Annotated in this window: 15 protein-coding genes; 14 read left to right on the forward strand and 1 reads right to left on the reverse strand. The window is 62.8% G+C overall.

All coding sequences use genetic code 11. The annotated features are described in order from the left end of the window. Positions 1-35: 35 nt before the first annotated feature. The 5 genes from ACVWW6_RS13910 (at position 36) to ACVWW6_RS13930 (ending at position 8,145) form a co-directional block, all read left to right on the forward strand. A complete protein-coding gene (locus ACVWW6_RS13910) occupies positions 36-4,352 on the forward strand; it encodes a strawberry notch-like NTP hydrolase domain-containing protein (RefSeq protein ID WP_456683156.1) in 4,317 nt (1,438 codons plus the stop codon). Continuing rightward, the gene (locus tag ACVWW6_RS13915) at positions 4,352-5,413 is read left to right on the forward strand and encodes a DUF7146 domain-containing protein (RefSeq protein ID WP_097669036.1); all 1,062 of its coding nucleotides are present in this window, start codon (positions 4,352-4,354) and stop codon (positions 5,411-5,413) included. The genes ACVWW6_RS13910 and ACVWW6_RS13915 overlap by 1 nt, the downstream gene beginning before the upstream one ends. Before the next feature lie 330 nt (positions 5,414-5,743). Beyond that, positions 5,744-6,667, forward strand: coding sequence for a DUF2493 domain-containing protein (locus ACVWW6_RS13920; protein WP_456680885.1), 924 nt, complete (start codon positions 5,744-5,746; stop codon positions 6,665-6,667). 141 nt (positions 6,668-6,808) lie between these two features. Further along, a complete protein-coding gene (locus ACVWW6_RS13925) occupies positions 6,809-7,231 on the forward strand; it encodes a hypothetical protein (RefSeq protein WP_456680886.1) in 423 nt (140 codons plus the stop codon). Between the two features lie 593 nt (positions 7,232-7,824). Continuing rightward, positions 7,825-8,145: a DUF736 domain-containing protein gene (locus ACVWW6_RS13930; protein WP_097669038.1), complete on the forward strand. Its 321-nt coding sequence runs from the start codon at positions 7,825-7,827 to the stop codon at positions 8,143-8,145. A gap of 42 nt (positions 8,146-8,187) precedes the next feature. Here the strand turns inward: ACVWW6_RS13930 and ACVWW6_RS13935 are convergent, their stop codons facing one another. Next, the gene (locus ACVWW6_RS13935) at positions 8,188-8,481 is read right to left on the reverse strand and encodes a helix-turn-helix domain-containing protein (protein WP_456680887.1); all 294 of its coding nucleotides are present in this window, start codon (positions 8,479-8,481) and stop codon (positions 8,188-8,190) included. A gap of 218 nt (positions 8,482-8,699) precedes the next feature. Here ACVWW6_RS13935 and ACVWW6_RS13940 point away from each other — a divergent pair, with 218 nt between their 5' ends. The 9 genes from ACVWW6_RS13940 to ACVWW6_RS13980 all read left to right on the forward strand — a co-directional run bounded on the left by ACVWW6_RS13940 (position 8,700) and on the right by ACVWW6_RS13980 (position 15,368). Further along, a complete protein-coding gene (locus ACVWW6_RS13940) occupies positions 8,700-8,978 on the forward strand; it encodes a DNA -binding domain-containing protein (protein WP_097669084.1) in 279 nt (92 codons plus the stop codon). A gap of 157 nt (positions 8,979-9,135) precedes the next feature. Further along, positions 9,136-9,327, forward strand: coding sequence for a transcriptional regulator domain-containing protein (locus ACVWW6_RS13945; RefSeq protein ID WP_456680888.1), 192 nt, complete (start codon positions 9,136-9,138; stop codon positions 9,325-9,327). A gap of 158 nt (positions 9,328-9,485) precedes the next feature. Continuing rightward, positions 9,486-9,899 (forward strand): DUF2285 domain-containing protein, encoded by a 414-nt coding sequence (locus ACVWW6_RS13950; protein WP_456680889.1) that lies wholly within the window; start codon positions 9,486-9,488, stop codon positions 9,897-9,899. A gap of 122 nt (positions 9,900-10,021) precedes the next feature. Further along, positions 10,022-10,300, forward strand: a complete 279-nt coding sequence (locus ACVWW6_RS13955; protein WP_097669042.1) for a helix-turn-helix transcriptional regulator — start codon at positions 10,022-10,024, stop codon at positions 10,298-10,300. 4 nt (positions 10,301-10,304) lie between these two features. After that, entirely contained in the window at positions 10,305-11,207 is a 903-nt protein-coding gene (locus ACVWW6_RS13960) for a replication initiator protein A (protein ID WP_271612733.1), read from the forward strand. Positions 11,208-11,527: 320 nt separating this feature from the next. Next, positions 11,528-11,992: a DUF2840 domain-containing protein gene (locus tag ACVWW6_RS13965; RefSeq protein WP_271612734.1), complete on the forward strand. Its 465-nt coding sequence runs from the start codon at positions 11,528-11,530 to the stop codon at positions 11,990-11,992. Continuing rightward, entirely contained in the window at positions 11,992-12,498 is a 507-nt protein-coding gene (locus tag ACVWW6_RS13970; protein ID WP_456680890.1) for a S26 family signal peptidase, read from the forward strand. Before ACVWW6_RS13965 ends, ACVWW6_RS13970 begins: the two co-directional genes overlap by 1 nt. A gap of 221 nt (positions 12,499-12,719) precedes the next feature. After that, positions 12,720-13,397 (forward strand): lytic transglycosylase domain-containing protein, encoded by a 678-nt coding sequence (locus ACVWW6_RS13975; protein WP_456680891.1) that lies wholly within the window; start codon positions 12,720-12,722, stop codon positions 13,395-13,397. Positions 13,398-13,640: 243 nt separating this feature from the next. Beyond that, on the forward strand, positions 13,641-15,368 hold the full coding sequence (locus ACVWW6_RS13980; RefSeq protein WP_456680892.1) for a relaxase/mobilization nuclease domain-containing protein: 1,728 nt from the start codon (positions 13,641-13,643) through the stop codon (positions 15,366-15,368). Positions 15,369-15,452 lie beyond the last annotated feature (84 nt).

Raw genomic sequence — 15,452 nt, forward strand, 5'->3', positions numbered from 1 at the left:
TTCGACCCGTTCCTGCTCTCCCGAGAAATCCTGTCATGACCAAATCTCTCGCGGGCGGCGCTGCCGCCGCGTTGCTCTCGATGCGTGCCGCTGCCACTCTCACCTCTGCCGCCGTCGGGGCCGCGCGACGGCTCTTGACGGATCTCGAACGCGGCCGTCGCATCGATTCGGCCGTCCTGCGTAGCGCCATGGAGGCTGCATTCGGTGGCTCGGACGCGCCCGGCGCTTGGAACTGGAAGACCGCCTATGACGTCTGCGAGGCGGCAACCGTTCTCTTCCTGCGCAAGTTCGGTCCGGCCATGCGCGCCAGGGCTGGCTCGACGGCCGCGATGCTGCCAATGCTCGCGAGAATCGCGAGCTGTCTGCCGACTCATACGCGGCGTTCCGAAGACAGTCAGGCGCTTCAGCAATTCTCGACACCGATCCCGCTTGGGCTGGCCGCATGCGCCGCAGCCGGTATTACGCCTGCCGACCGCGTTCTGGAGCCATCCGCGGGGACCGGCTTGCTCGCCATCTTTGCCGAGCTCGCCGGCGGCTCTCTGATGCTGAACGAGTTGGCCGAAGGCCGCACGGCGCTGCTGGATCATTTGTTCGCCAACGTTGAGGTCACGCGGTTCGACGCCGCGCAGATCGATGATCATCTCGACGTGAACCTCGTACCAAACGTGGTTCTGATGAACCCGCCGTTCTCCGCGGTAGCGAATGTCGATCGACAGATGCCGGACGCCGCTTTTCGGCACATCGCTTCGGCGCTCGCGCGACTTTGCGATGGTGGGCGCCTCGTCGCCATCGCGGGCGCAGGCCTTGCGCCGGATAACCCGGCGTGGCTAGAGGCCTTTGTTCGCCTCCAGGAGCGCGGACGGGTCGTGTTTTCCGCCGCGATCGACGGCGCCGTCTACGCCAAGCACGGCACTCAGACGGATACGAGATTGCTCGTAATCGACAAGTCGCCTGCTGCCGATCCAAAGGCTTTTCCTGTCTCACAAGGCATGGCCGGCGATGTCGCCACCTTGCTCAATTGGGTAACACAGCATGTGCCTCCGAGGCTGCCTGTCGCCGCGCCGGTCGTAGCCGACATCGTTAGGCGCCCTGCAATGCCCCGATCGGCCGGCGCCATTGCACCAAGCCCCTCGTCCACTTCGGGGAGCGCACCCGAAGGTGTGAAACTTGCGTACGAGACCGTCGAATGGTCGCCGCCGGAAGGCGCCCGCCTCACCGACGCGCTGTACGAGGAGTACGGATTGCAGTCGATCCGTATTCCCGGATCATGCGCACATCCGACCAAGCTCGTGCAATCCGCGGCGATGGCGTCCGTTGCGCCACCGAAGCCGTCCTACCGTCCGCATCTACCTTTAAGTCTGGTGGCAGACGGAGTTCTGTCGGACGCCCAGCTCGAAAGCGTCATTTATGCGGGCGAGGCGCATTCCGAATTCCTCGCGGGCTCCTGGACGGTCGATGCGACCTTTGATGTTGTGGCCGCCGCGCGTGACGATGCAGAGAATGCCGTCCGTTTTCGCCGCGGCTGGTTTCTCGGCGATGGCACCGGCGCGGGCAAGGGGCGGCAGGTCGCCGGCATCCTTCTCGACAATTGGCTCAAGGGCCGCCGCCGTGCGGTCTGGATCAGCAAATCCGACAAGCTGATCGAAGATGCCCAGCGCGACTGGTCAGCGCTCAGCATGGAGCGGCTGCTCGTTACGCCCCTGTCCCGGTTTCGCCAGGGCACCCCGGTCCGGCTTTCGGAAGGCATCCTTTTTGCCACCTACGCTACGCTGCGCACCGACGAGCGTGGCGAAAAGCTTTCGCGTGTCAGGCAGATCGTTGAATGGTTGGGATCCGACTTCGACGGAGTGATCGTCTTCGACGAGAGCCATGCCATGCAGAACGCGGTCGGCGGCAAGGGCGAACGCGGTGACCAGGCGGCCTCCCAGCAGGGGCGCGCGGGCCTGAGGCTCCAGCACGCCTTGCCCAATGCTCGCGTGGTATATGTGTCGGCGACGGGCGCTACCACGGTTCACAACCTCGCTTACGCGCAACGCCTCGGCCTTTGGGGCGGCGCCGATTTCCCATTCGCCACGCGAGCCGAGTTCGTCGAGGCAATCGAGGGGGGCGGGGTCGCGGCGATGGAGGTGCTGGCGCGCGACCTCAAGGCGCTCGGTCTCTACGCCGCCCGCTCATTGTCCTATGAGGGCGTCGAGTACGAGCTCGTCGAACACAAGCTTAAACCGGAGCAGGTTCGCATCTATGACGCCTATGCAGATGCGTTCAGCATCATCCATAACAACCTCGACGCGGCGATGCGGGCCGCCAACATCACCGGCGAAACCGGAACGCTGAACGGGCAGGCAAAGTCCGCGGCCCGATCCGCCTTCGAGAGCGCCAAACAGCGCTTCTTCGGTCATCTGCTGACCTCGATGAAGACGCCGTCGCTCGTCCGATCGATCGACCGCGATCTCGACGCCGGCCATGCCGCTGTCATCCAGATTGTCTCAACGGGCGAAGCGCTGATGGAGCGCCGGCTCGCCGAGATCCCGACCGAAGACTGGGGCGACGTCCAGGTCGAGATCACCCCGCGCGAGTATGTGCTCGACTATCTCGCTCATTCCTTCCCGGTCCAGCTCTACGAACCGTTCACCGACTCTGAGGGTAACCTCTGCTCTCGACCTGTCTATCGCGATGGCCAGCCGGTCGAGAGCCGGGAGGCCGTGGCACGACGCGGCCGCCTCATCGAGAAGCTCGCCTCGCTGCCTCCGGTACCCGGCGCGCTGGATCAAATCGTGCAGCGCTTCGGCACCGACATGGTCGCCGAAGTGACCGGCCGCTCGCGCCGTATCATTCGCAAGGGCGACCGGTTGGTGGTCGAAAACCGCGCCGGGTCGGCAAACCTCGCCGAGACCTCGGCCTTCATGGACGACGTCAAGCGCATCCTGGTGTTCTCCGACGCGGGCGGCACGGGGAGGAGCTACCATGCCGAACTCTCTGCCCGGAATCGCCGCTTGCGGGTCCATTACCTGCTTGAGCCCGGCTGGAAGGCCGACGCCGCGATCCAGGGGCTCGGCCGGACCAACCGGACCAATCAGGCGCAGCCGCCGCTGTTTCGGCCCATCGCGACCGACGTGAAGGCGGAAAAGCGCTTCCTCAGCACCATCGCGCGTCGGCTCGACACATTGGGGGCCATTACCCGCGGCCAGCGCCAGACCGGAGGGCAGGGCCTGTTTCGGCCCGAGGACAATCTCGAAAGCCAGTACGGGCGGGACGCGTTGCGTCAACTCTACACGTTGCTCGCGCGGGGCAAGGTCGACGGATGCTCACTCGAGAGGTTCGAGGATGCCACCGGCCTGAAGCTGACGGACGCCAATGGGCTCAGGGATGATCTGCCGCCGATCACGACCTTCCTGAACAGGTTGTTGGCGCTCACCATCGACCTACAGAATGTCCTGTTCACCGCCTTCGAGCAGCTCTTGACCGGTCGAATCGAAGGCGCTGTCGCGTCGGGCACCTACGACGTCGGGCTGGAAACGCTCCGCGCCGAAAGCTTTGTCGTCAGCGGCCGGCGGACGATCTATGTCCATCCGCGCACAGGCGCCGAGACACGGCGGCTCAGCATCACCCAACGCCAGCGCAACCATCCTGTTGGTTTGGATGACGCCCTTGCTCGTCTTTCCAATCATGCTGTCCTGCTGATCAACGAGCGGTCGGGACGGGCCGCCGTGCAGGTTCCGGCCCCGAGCATCATGCTCGACGACGGCGAGATCGAGCGCCGCGTCCGCCTGATCCGGCCTATGGAGCAGCATCAGGTCCCCTTGAACATGATGGTGGAGAGCCATTGGCTTGAAGCGGATCGCGAACGTTTTGCCGCGGCCTGGCTGGCGGAGCTTGCCGAGGTGCCTGAGTTCACGGAAAGCACGATTCACGTCGTGGCCGGCTTGCTGTTACCCATCTGGAAACGATTGCCGAACGAATCGACACGTGTCTATCGGCTCCAGACCGATGCGGGCGAACGCATCATCGGCCGCAAGGTTTCTGCCGCGTGGGTCGCAAACGTCGTCTCGGCGGACACGCCCACGCTGACGCCGGACGCTGCCTTTGCCGCGGTAATGGAGGGACGCACCGTCCTCGACCTCGCGGAGGGGCTCCAGCTTCGCCGCGTCCGGGTGATAGGCGCATGGCGCATCGAGCTGTCGGGATTCAACGACGCGATGCGCGATCGCCTCCGAGCTTACGGCCTCTTTGGAGAGATCATATCCTGGAAGCTGCGCATGTTTGTGCCCACGGACGCGAGCGGCGTCGGGATCCTGACAAAGGTGCTCGACACGTATCCGGTCGCGCGCGTCAGTGAGCGCAAGGCCGCGTGATGTCCCGCGATGCTTCCGAACTGGCACACCGCCTCGCGCGCGAGGCCGAGGCGGTGTGCCGACATTATCTTTCCCATGGCAAGCGGGCGGGGCGGTATTGGGTGGTCGGAGACGTCCACAACACGCCGGGCCGCTCGATGTTCGTGCGGCTCCAGGAATCGCCGAAGGGTCCCGCCGGCAAGTGGACTGATGCTGCGACCGGCGAGCATGGTGATCTCCTCGACATCATCCGCGAAAGCCTGGCCTTGCGAGACTTCCGCGAGGTCGCCGAGGAGGCGCGGCGGTTTCTGAGGCTGCCTCGTCCCGAGCAGCAGCTGGCCTCGAAACCCATTCGTTCGCCTGCGCCGGTCGGATCGCAGGAAGCCGCCCGTCGGCTCTTTGCGATCTCTAGCCCGATCGAAGGCACGGTGGTCGAGACTTATTTGCGGCGCCGCGGAATAGCCCGCATCCACCATGGTGGCAGTCTGCGCTTCCACCCACGTTGCTACTACCGACCGGGCGAGCATTTGCCGACCGAGACCTGGCCGGCGATGATAGCTGGCGTCACGGACCTCGATGGGCGGATCTCCGGCGTGCACCGCACTTGGCTCGACCCAGACGGATTTGATCGCGTGCGGCTCGGCAAGGCCCCAATCGATACTCCACGACGGGCTATGGGCGACTTGCTCGGCAATGCCGTTCGATTTGGCGCGGTGGACGACGTGCTCGCCGCCGGCGAGGGTCTCGAGACCATGCTGTCGCTGCGTTACGTGCTGCCGACGTTGCCGATGGCAGCCGCGCTTTCGGCCAGTCACCTTGCAGCCCTGATGCTGCCGTCTGGCCTGCGTCGGCTCTATATCGCCCGCGACGCTGATGCCGCCGGAGATGCCGTGCAGGCTACTCTTAGCCAGCGTGCAGAAGCCGTCGGTGTTGAAGCGATCGCGTTGTCGCCCCGGCTGGGAGATTTCAACGAAGACCTGCACATCTTCGGTCTCGAGACTCTCCGAGCAGCGTTGCGGCTTCAACTCGTACCAGAGGACGTCGTCCGCTTCCTGCATTCGTCGACGGTAGTCGCAGAATAGGCCGGTGCTTCGATCGACGTTGATAGGTCGCTCATAACGAGGCCATTGCCAGAAGAGGACGCGACCTCGGCCTTCTAGAGGGCGATCGGACGGCAACCGGGACCGGGCCGGCAATGGCTACGCCCGGCTATTTTCCGCCGCGCGCCGGCGATGAGAAGACAAACCCGCCATCTGGCTAGCGCGCTTTGCATCGCGAGGCAAAATAGCCGGTCTCCGCCATCCTCTGCTGTCGCTTCGGCCCTTCGGGTTCTGGCCCGTTCCGCCCGCCGTCTGAGTGATCGCCACGAAGGCCGCGATGGGCGCGGCCGATCCGGCAAAGGAACTCCTCAAATGGCCGACCACGACGACATCGAACCGCCGCACGCCGTATCTCCGACCGATCACGTCCTCACCGAACTACAGCTGTTCGGCTACCGACCCTTCGACAACGAGCCTGATCCACGGCCGCTTCCCGAGGGCAAGATCATCACCGGCGCCGTCGCCGATATCTTCGATGCCCTCGTCGCGACGTTGAGCGACACACGGCTCGAGCCAGATCTTGACGATCTGCTCTGGTCGACCGTCAATCTGTTCCACCGGGCCGTCGACCGCATCGAACGCCATCTCGACGATAACGAACAGGCGCAGCAGAAAAGCCAGCGCGAGCAGAACGGCTCCGAAGTCCGATCGGTCGAACTCGAGCGCCTGACGGCCGAAGGCATCACTTTGATCGAGCGCCGCAGCTGCCTCGAGGTCTTCCGCGACCAGGCCATCGAGCGCTTTGAGACCCACACCGGTTCAACCTGGCGCCCCCGATCGGGATCGCTGGTAAACCACCGCACGCTAACCGCGGCCATAATCGACTCCCGCGACTTCATCGCAGCCAAGCGTCGCGCCGAGACTGAAGTCATGTTGCCACCGGGACCAAAGATCGCACTCACCGGTGGGCTCGACTTCAACGACCATCACCTCATCTGGGACCGCCTCGACAAGGTTCACGCCAAGCATCCAGACATGGTTTTGCTCCACGGCGGCTCTCCGAAAGGAGCCGAACTGATTGCCTCCAAATGGGCGACCCACCGCAAAGTGCCTCAGATCGCCTTCAAGCCTGACTGGACAAAGCACGCCAAGGCGGCCCCCTTCAAGCGCAATGACGCCATGCTCGAACTCCTGCCGATCGGCGTCATGCACTTCCCGGGCACGGGAATTCAGGACAACCTCGCTGACAAGGCGAAGCGCCTCGGCATCCCCGTCTGGAAGTTTGGCGGCGCGTGAGCGCCGTCTTCTGGTCTCCAAGGCGTCAAAGCGGAATTGCATACGCCGCAACTCCGCCTCGTTTCGGTTTCATGTATGAAGATGCGCCGTGGTGGTGGTGGAAGGCGCAATCCTTAATCCTATGCACATGGAGCCACCACCATGCTTGCCCTCAACGCCATCGGCGTTGGTCTGTTCTGCTGGCTGATCTTCGCCCTCGCGGTATATGCCCTTCCGTTTTTCGTCGCGTTTAATATCGGGATGGCGGCGTTCGAGGGTGGCGCCAGCCTCCTTGGCGCACTGCTTGTCGGGATCGTCAGCGGCGCGCTGACGCTTGTCCTTGGCCAGGTCGCCTTCACTGCTAGCCGACGCCTGGCCTTGCGCATCGTGATCGCGACCGCATACGCTGTTCCGGCGGCCGTCGCTGGCTATCAGGTGGCGTTCGCTCTGTCCCATATCGGCGTGCCTTTGCCTGCCTGGCGTGAGATCTTCGCTTGCCTGGGCGCGGTCTGTGTGGGCGGCACAGCGTGGACGCGCTTGACCGTTTTTGCGGAGCCTGGCCCGTTCGACCTGGCAGGGTGGTAGAGAATCGGACACAGCCAATTCTTCCGGCCGCCACGCGCGAAGGATGATCGCTCACCGCCTTCATCATCGAACAGGTTCGCGTAGATCAGGCGCATTGAAGGGAATGATCGGGACCTGAGGTGGGAGAGGCAGTCCTCCTCGAAATGCCTCGACCATGCCGCACCCAATCTCGGCTCGGCCCACATAGAAGCGGTGGAGCGGCGATGTCTCGATCGTTTTTTCAGAGACGATACCGCCCTTTGCAGCAGATTGTTTCTCCTTTTGCGCCGAATCGTTCCCACCTCTTGTTCAGCGCAACCGGGCTACGCCATGTTTTCTCCCGAGATTGCGGGTTCAGCACGCGACGCACGTGGCCTCGTTGGCTTGATCTGGCCGAAGACCGGCTTCGCCTCGATCGTCTGAGCCGCAACGCCGTTGATGCGACTTTCTTCCCCTGGGCTTCGCCCATTCCTCGCGAGTCAAGAAAGTCGCCACAACGGCGTCCTCCGCTGCGCTCCGGCCCCCGGGCGGGTGCGTCGCCGATCGTCTTCGGCCTGCAGATCGCCATCGAGGCCGCGGTGGTCGCGGGCTCGAAACACAACAGGAGAAGTGACATGGCTAACATCGGTTCCTTCAAGAAGGTCGGCAACGATTTTCAGGGCGAGATCGTCACCCTGAGCCTGCAGGCCAAGGGCGTCCGTATCGTCGCCGAGACGAACCGCTCCAACGACAACGCCCCGAGCCACCGCATCTATGTGGGCCGAGCCGAGATCGGAGCCGCCTGGTCGAAGCGCTCCGAGGAGGGCCGCGACTACCTCTCGCTCAAGCTCGATGATCCCTCCTTCAACGCACCGATCTACGCGAACCTGTTCGACGATGAAGGTGGCGAGGGTTACAACCTGCTCTGGTCGCGGCCGCGCAAGAACGGTGAGTAAAATACCTTCAACCCCGCCCGAGCTGCTCGGGCGGGGTTCTTCCTAGGTGCCAGGAAGGCGCGCCAAACCGCATGGTCCGAATCCGACGTGGTCTATGATTTTCGCTTTGGGGCGCCTGGTAAATTCTTCGTCAGGCAAGATAAGGTCGACGTGACTAACACCTAACGTGCTTGCGAGTTCGAACAGCGTCACGACAGTCGGATTACGTCGGCCACGTTCCAACCCGCTGATATACTGTTGAGTAAAGCCAGAGGCCTCCGCGAATTTCTCCTGCGTGAAGCCCTTCTGCTTCCGCAGCCGAGTGAAATTCCGGCCTACCAACTTGCGTATGTCCATCTGCGCAAGTTGCGTCTTTACATACTATGAGGTTTATCTCCTATAGTATGTATTCCCAAAGCGGATGACGAGAATTGGGATGTCGGACACCGCGCTTAACGCACACGTCGATGACGAGGTCAGCGAGTTTATGCCTAGGCTTGCCATATTATGGCGCCCATATGGCATTGCTCGCGAAGAATGAGTAATGTTGAGCAACAAAGTTGATGGCAAGAACCATGCTGACGCCGCCACCTGATCCAGAGGTCGCCGAGTCGGCCCCCGATGCGCCGGTGCTCACGATCTACGATGAGCAGCATCTCGTGACCAACTGGCGCCTGCTTGATGCGGCGGCCGAGGGGGCCGATTGGAAGGAAGTGGCTCGGATTGTGTTGCGTGTCGATCCAGATCGTGAACCCTCACGCGCCCGCAATGCATTTGATACCCACCTGGCACGAGCAAATTGGATGGCCGACCACGGTTACCGCCATTTGCTTCGCGGCAGAGCCACAAGATAGCAAAATTCCACCGTTTGAAGTCTGCCATCGAGATCAAGCCTTTCCGTGCTCCAAAGTGATCGCTCCTACGCATCACGCGATGCGAAATTTGCGACTTGCGTCACAACCAAGGGCTTCATAGACATTGCGCGACAATCTGACGCGGGGAATCTTTGCAATGTCGGAGTTCGACTGGCGCTCACCAGAGCCCTATCAGCGCGCAATCAAATCAGGGGAGAGGGCGGACTTTGCCTGGGAAACGCTCAGGCGAAGTCCCAATTACCGGATTGATTATCGAGAGTTTCGTGCGAAAGGCGGGGACGTGGGCGCCGAATTCAGAAGGAGCTGGGGGATCTGCTTTCGCCCATGACCCCGAGGGGTCTTTTTTCAGCAAACCATCTTCTGGGCACCAGAGGTCTTGCCGAGCGTGGTGCCGCTCGCGCGTAGCGCGCCTGCCTCGCAGGTTGTCGGCGCGCCGCTACCGCTTGCCGACCTTGCGTCGGGCAGTATTAAACGGGCTTCGGATGGTTGGCACGCCGTATTCGGGGAACGCAACATCACCTTTGGCTGAAGCAGGCACCTCAGTTTGGGGCTTTCTATTCCGCTGAACTGCCCCTTGATGCGGATTTCGAAATCCGCGCCTATGCCTCACATCGGCTGTGGCGTGCCATTAACGGCCGCCCGACGGGACCTCCCTATCATCAGCTTTCGGTGCAACAGCGAGCAAGGCTGGCGTTAGCGTTGCGAGCACTGGATGCGTATATGGATGGCGCATCTTATCGCGTCTTCGCCGAAGTGCTGTTCGGCAATCAACGCATCTCTGAGCGCGCCTGGAAGACCCATGATCTGCGCAGCCGGACCATCCGCCTGGTGCAGGCTGGTCGTGCGCTGGTACGCGGCGGCTATCGCGCATTGCTTCGGCCAACGTCTCGCAAGGAATAGAGCAGGGTGCCGAAATTCATCTTTGCATCTTCGGCATCCCCCTAACCACTCCTTCTCCGCCATCGTGACCGCCGACGCGCAATGCCACTCGGTCGCGCCCCAGAGGTCACGGAGGCTCGAAGATGCCCGATCCAAACGCCGGCCTGCCGCCGCGATATTTACGAACGCCAGAAGCCGCGCGCTTTCTCGGCCTGTCCGGTCGCACGCTCGAAAAGCATCGCACCTATGGCACGGGTCCGACCTACCGCAAGCTGGGTGGCCGCGTCGTCTATGCGCTTGAGGACTTGAAGGCGTGGGTCGACCGCGGAGCCAAGACATCGACCAGCGATCCAGGAAATGGATCGGTGTTGCCGGCCAAACGGCACACACCCATCCCGTATGCGGGCAAGGAGCGGCGCTGACCATATGCCGAACAGCAACTTCTCCCTACATACAAAGCGCTACTCCGAGCGAGACCAACTCGATCTGTTTCGCGCGCTTCCTGGCAATCTGGCGCCGCGCGACGCGCAAGACCTGATGGCGTATCCGTTCTTCTCGCTGGCTAAGTCAAAACGAATTGTACCAATCGACTTTCGCGTGGGAACCATCACAATCCGGGTCGAATCCGTGCCGGAACACGGTATGGCGACCATCTGGGACGCGGACGTTCTGATCTGGGCTGCATCGCAAATCGTCGAGGCCCGTGACGCCGGTCTGAAGACATCCCGATTGATGGCCGCCACACCCTACGAGATCCTGACCTTCGTCGGCCGCGGCACCAGTGCGCGCGATTACGACCGCCTCAAGGCCGCACTCGATCGGCTGCAATCGACCACAGTCTTGACGTCGATCCGGCAGCCGACAGCGCGGCGAGCGCATCGTTTCTCCTGGATCAACGAATGGAAAGAGACAGCGGACGTCCACGGCCGTCCGCGGGGACTCGAGCTGATACTACCGGACTGGTTCTATGCCGGTGTTCTCAACGAAGCGCTCGTGCTGACCATTGACCGCGCGTATTTCGATCTGACTGGCGGATTGGAGCGCTGGCTCTACCGTCTCGTACGCAAGCACGGCGGCCGTCAACGTGGCGGCTGGAGCTTCGACCTTTTGCACTTGCATGCCAAGTCAGGCAGCCTGTCACCGCTCAAACATTTTGCTTACGACGTGCGTCAGATCGTCCGTCATCAGAACTTGCCGGGGTATCAGCTTCTCATCACGCACGACCCGAATGGCGCAGAGCGATTGAACTTCGCGCCGATTCCCATCGAGCCGCTCACCCAGCGATTGCGCAAACGTCGGCTCGTGTCTCCAGCGGGGGATAACCTGTGAATCGCGTCGTGCTATCGGGGACCAGAACCCTCGTGCCATCGGGGAACGCCGGCTCGTGCCATCGGGGACCAAAAGCATGGCTAAAGCGTTGCGGCGCAAGTACTTCCTGCTGCCGTAACTTTCCTAACAAGGAATCCTTCGGATTCCTTCTAACGGAACAGAGCTCGTTGGCGCGACCGGCATTGCTGCAGGGCGGCGACGCCGATGCATGTCCGCTTCACCACTATCGTACAGCCGCGCTCGCAAGTCTGCGCCCGCAATGCGCTGGCGGCGACATGTTGGCTCCTTCACAAGCTCTCTTAAGCACAAGGAGGCGTCAGGTGAGTGATGTCACAAACGTTGAGCTCCTGTGGCTCGAGAAACGCATCGAGAACCGCATTCGGTTCGGCAAGCCGGTTACGGAAAAGATCGTAGATGCTCACCGGCGCGTCCTTTCGTTCGCGCCAGGCAGCATCTTCGCATTCGTGCGTTGGACGTCAAATGACTTCGGCACGGTGCTGTCTCGCATCGACATTCTGCGTGCGGTCGCACCAGGACAGCGATACTCGACCGTTCCTTGGATCAGTCCCGGCGGCGAAAGCCTTCTGCGACTTTCCGGCTGGCCCAAGGTTGAGCGCGTGCTGCAATTAATCGAAGCCGTAGAGGCGCTCGGAATCAATCCCGCCGATGCTGCGCCAGAATACTGGCACCACGTTCACAACCGCCTGTCGGTCAACGAGGGCCCACGTACGTACACCCGCGCACGCCACCAAGCCTGGCTCAATCGGCGACGGATTACGTTCTGATGGCACGGTTCATAATTATTATCTCCATGCTTGGGGCCACCGCTCTCGCCCTGTCATCGGGCGATCGAACCACACCATCCTTCATCTGGAACGCATCCGAAAGCGCTCCGATCGGGCTCTATCGTCTGCAAGACGCCGGACCATTGGAGGTCACTGAACTAGTGGCCGTTCGGCCGCCGGAGCCCCTGGCAAGCTTCCTCGATTTCAACGGCTATTTGCCGAGCGGCGTGCCCATGCTGAAACGAGTGCTGGGGCTCCCGAGGCAAACGGTCTGCAGAACGGGGCTCAAAATTGTTGTCGACAACATCGAGATGGGTGAAGCGCGTGAACGCGATGGTCGCGACCGTCCGCTGCCAGCCTGGCAGGGCTGCCGGGTCATTGCGTCCGACGAAGTCTTTCTCATGAACTGGCAGTCGGCCAATTCGCTCGATGGCCGCTATTTCGGCCCCATCGCGATGTCCGCAGTCATCGGGCGGGCGGTCCCGCTGTGGATCAGGGACGAGTGAACATGTCCTCCTTTGTCAATCTGCCGGCCATCCCGTCATTCGCCCGGCCACAATGCCATTCCTCCGTTCCGGCCACATTCCCGAAAATTGGCGCACAGACCTGCTGCGCTCACATGGCGCGAGGCCGAGGCAGATGTGCCTTTTCCATAACGGTCAGACGTCGGTTTCCTTGTGTCATCATAGTTTGCGGTCTCGGCATCCTGCTGACGCTCGGATTGCCGTTGACCGGAAAGGCGGAGCCTGCATCGCTCGCACAAGCTACGCTTCGCTCGGATTCGGCTGCTATCACGCCGCATGCAGGCTTCGTAACCGAAGCTTCGCATCGGTTTGGGATTCCGGAGCATTGGATCCTGAAAGTGATCGAGGTCGAGAGCGGCGGGAAAGCGCATGCGGTATCGTCGCGCGGCGCGCTCGGACTGATGCAAATTATGCCGCAGACCTGGGTCGAACTGAGCGTCCGCTACGGTCTGGGGATTGATCCGTTTGACCCTCACGACAACATCGTGGCTGGCACAGCGTATCTTCGCGAGATGCTCGATCGCTTCGGAGAGGGAGGCTTTCTTGCGGCCTACAACGTAGGCCCGAATCGATACGAGGAGCACCTGGCGGCGGGTCGACCGCTTCCAGACGAAACGCAGGCCTATGTCCGGCGACTTGCAGCTTTGCTCGGCATTGATCGGGGCGGGCACGGTAACGCGACCGCCAAACAGAGTGTCGATTGGAGACACGCGCCGATGTTTGTTCGGCGAACCGATAGCCCCTCGGCTAACGGTTCATCGGCATCAGTTCAGCAATCACTCAGTTCGTCAAAAGACTTGGCTGTCACACGTGCATCTACGCTCGTACCGCGCGCGACGGGCCTATTCTTGCGCGGCTCAGATGAAGTGCAGCCCCGATGATCGCAATCGCATGTCGCCGCATGCCGGCGAAGGCCGTCGCAGGGATGAGGGCGGTCGGCACAGAGCACGGATCAGACGACTGGGGAGGGCAGGATAAAAACCGCAAGGTGCGGTCGGTCGGTTGGGGCGAGGAGAACCGGAGAATTCCAGTGATCTCGCAAACATTGCGCACCTTCCCGCGCAACCTGCATTTCTCAGCAACGCATCATCGTTGCTCAGCTTTCGACACCTTGTGAGCTCGCGATGGCCAAAAACGACGATTTCCGCATCCGTCCCGGCCGCATCCGCTCGACCCGCGGGGCTCGGACAAAATCCTTTCTGGCGCAGGCGCTCACGGCGGCGCAGAAGGCGGGCGGGCTTTCTCGTAGTGGCGTGAGGCGCGGCAGCACGTTTGGGCGCGGCCGCGCGGCGAGCCTTGCCGCGTCGCGGCTCCTCAATAACCGCGCACGCGGCGCCATCGTCAAGGCGCGTGTTGTGCGGCGGATGCGTTCGCCAGGCGCGCTGCGTGCCCATATCGGCTATCTCCAGCGTGATGGGGTTACCCGCGACGGGGCACCAGGAAAACTCTTTGACGCGGCGGGCGACGAGGCAGACGGCCGCGCCTTCGCCGAGCGCTGCGAAGGTGATCGGCATCATTTCCGATTTATCGTCTCGCCCGATGATGCCGCGGAACTGGAAAGCTTACGGACCTTCACCCGCGAACTGATGAATCAGGCTGCGCGGGACCTTGGCACCCGGCTCGATTGGGTGGCGGTCGATCATTGGAACACCGAGCATCCGCATATCCACATCCTCGTGCGCGGCCGCGACGATGACGGAAAAGACCTCGTTATCAGCCGTGACTATATCTCAACGGGGTTGCGCGCCCGGGCCGGCGACCTTGTGACCCGCGAACTCGGCCCGCGTTCAGAGCTCGAGATCCGCCAAAACCTCGACGGGGACGTGGCGGCTGAACGTTGGACCAGGCTCGACCGGGCGCTTGCCCGGGAAGCGAGCGCCGCGGATGGAGTCATTGACCTCCGGCCGGACCGGGAAGCCGCGCGAGACCCGCTGCGGGAGATCCGGATCGGAAGGATGCGCACCCTCGAGCGGCTGGGCCTGGCCGAGCCGGCCGGGCCGGCGCGCTGGGTGCTGGCGGCAGATGCAGAGCAGCGCCTGCGAGAGCTTGGCGAGCGTGGCGACATCATCAAGCGGCTGCACAGGAGCCTCACAAAGGATGGCGCCACGCGCGCACCGTCATCCTGGGCACTCGAAGGCGAGCACCACGGCGAACCCTTGATCGGTCGGCTCGTGGGGCGCGGGCTCGATGACGAGCTCAAAGGCACAGCTTTTGCCATTGTCGACGGGATCGACGGAAGGGTGCATCATCTCAAGCTCCCCGACATCGAAGCGGCTGGCGACGGGCCTATTGGCGGCATCGTGGAGCTGCGGCGTTTCGAGGATACGAGGGGCCGGCAGCGGATCGCGCTGGCCGTCCGCTCAGACCTCAGTCTTGACCAGCAGGTGGCGGCGGAAGGGGCGACCTGGCTCGACCGGCGCCTCGTCGCGCGTGAACCCGTGGATCTCTCACGGGCCGGCTTCGGTGCTGAGGTCCGCGCTGCACTCGATCGGCGGATCGACGTGCTGGCGGAGCAGGGCCTTGCCCGCCGCGACGGCGACAAGATCATGCTTGGCCGTAACCTGATTGGAACCCTGCGCAACCGCGAGCTCGAGATCGTAGGCCGCCGCCTGGCCTCTGAAACGGGGCTGACGCATTTGCCGGCCGAGGCGGGCGAGGCCGTTACCGGGACTTATCGCCAACGGCTGTCGCTGGCGTCGGGCCGCTTCGCCATGATCGACAATGGCCTGGGCTTTCAGCTCGTGCCGTGGCTACCGTCGCTGGAGCGTGAGCTGGGCAGGCAGGTGAACGGCATCGCCGGTCCTGGCGGCGTGGATTGGAGTTTCGGGCGCAAGCGCGACCTCTCGCTCTGACCCGCCGATGCCCGCGCCAAACTGCGCGCTCCTACGACGTCGAGCGGATTGCCGTTGCACAGTCACCTGCCGTTGCCGCATTGC

Source organism: Bradyrhizobium sp. USDA 3311 (assembly GCF_054062495.1).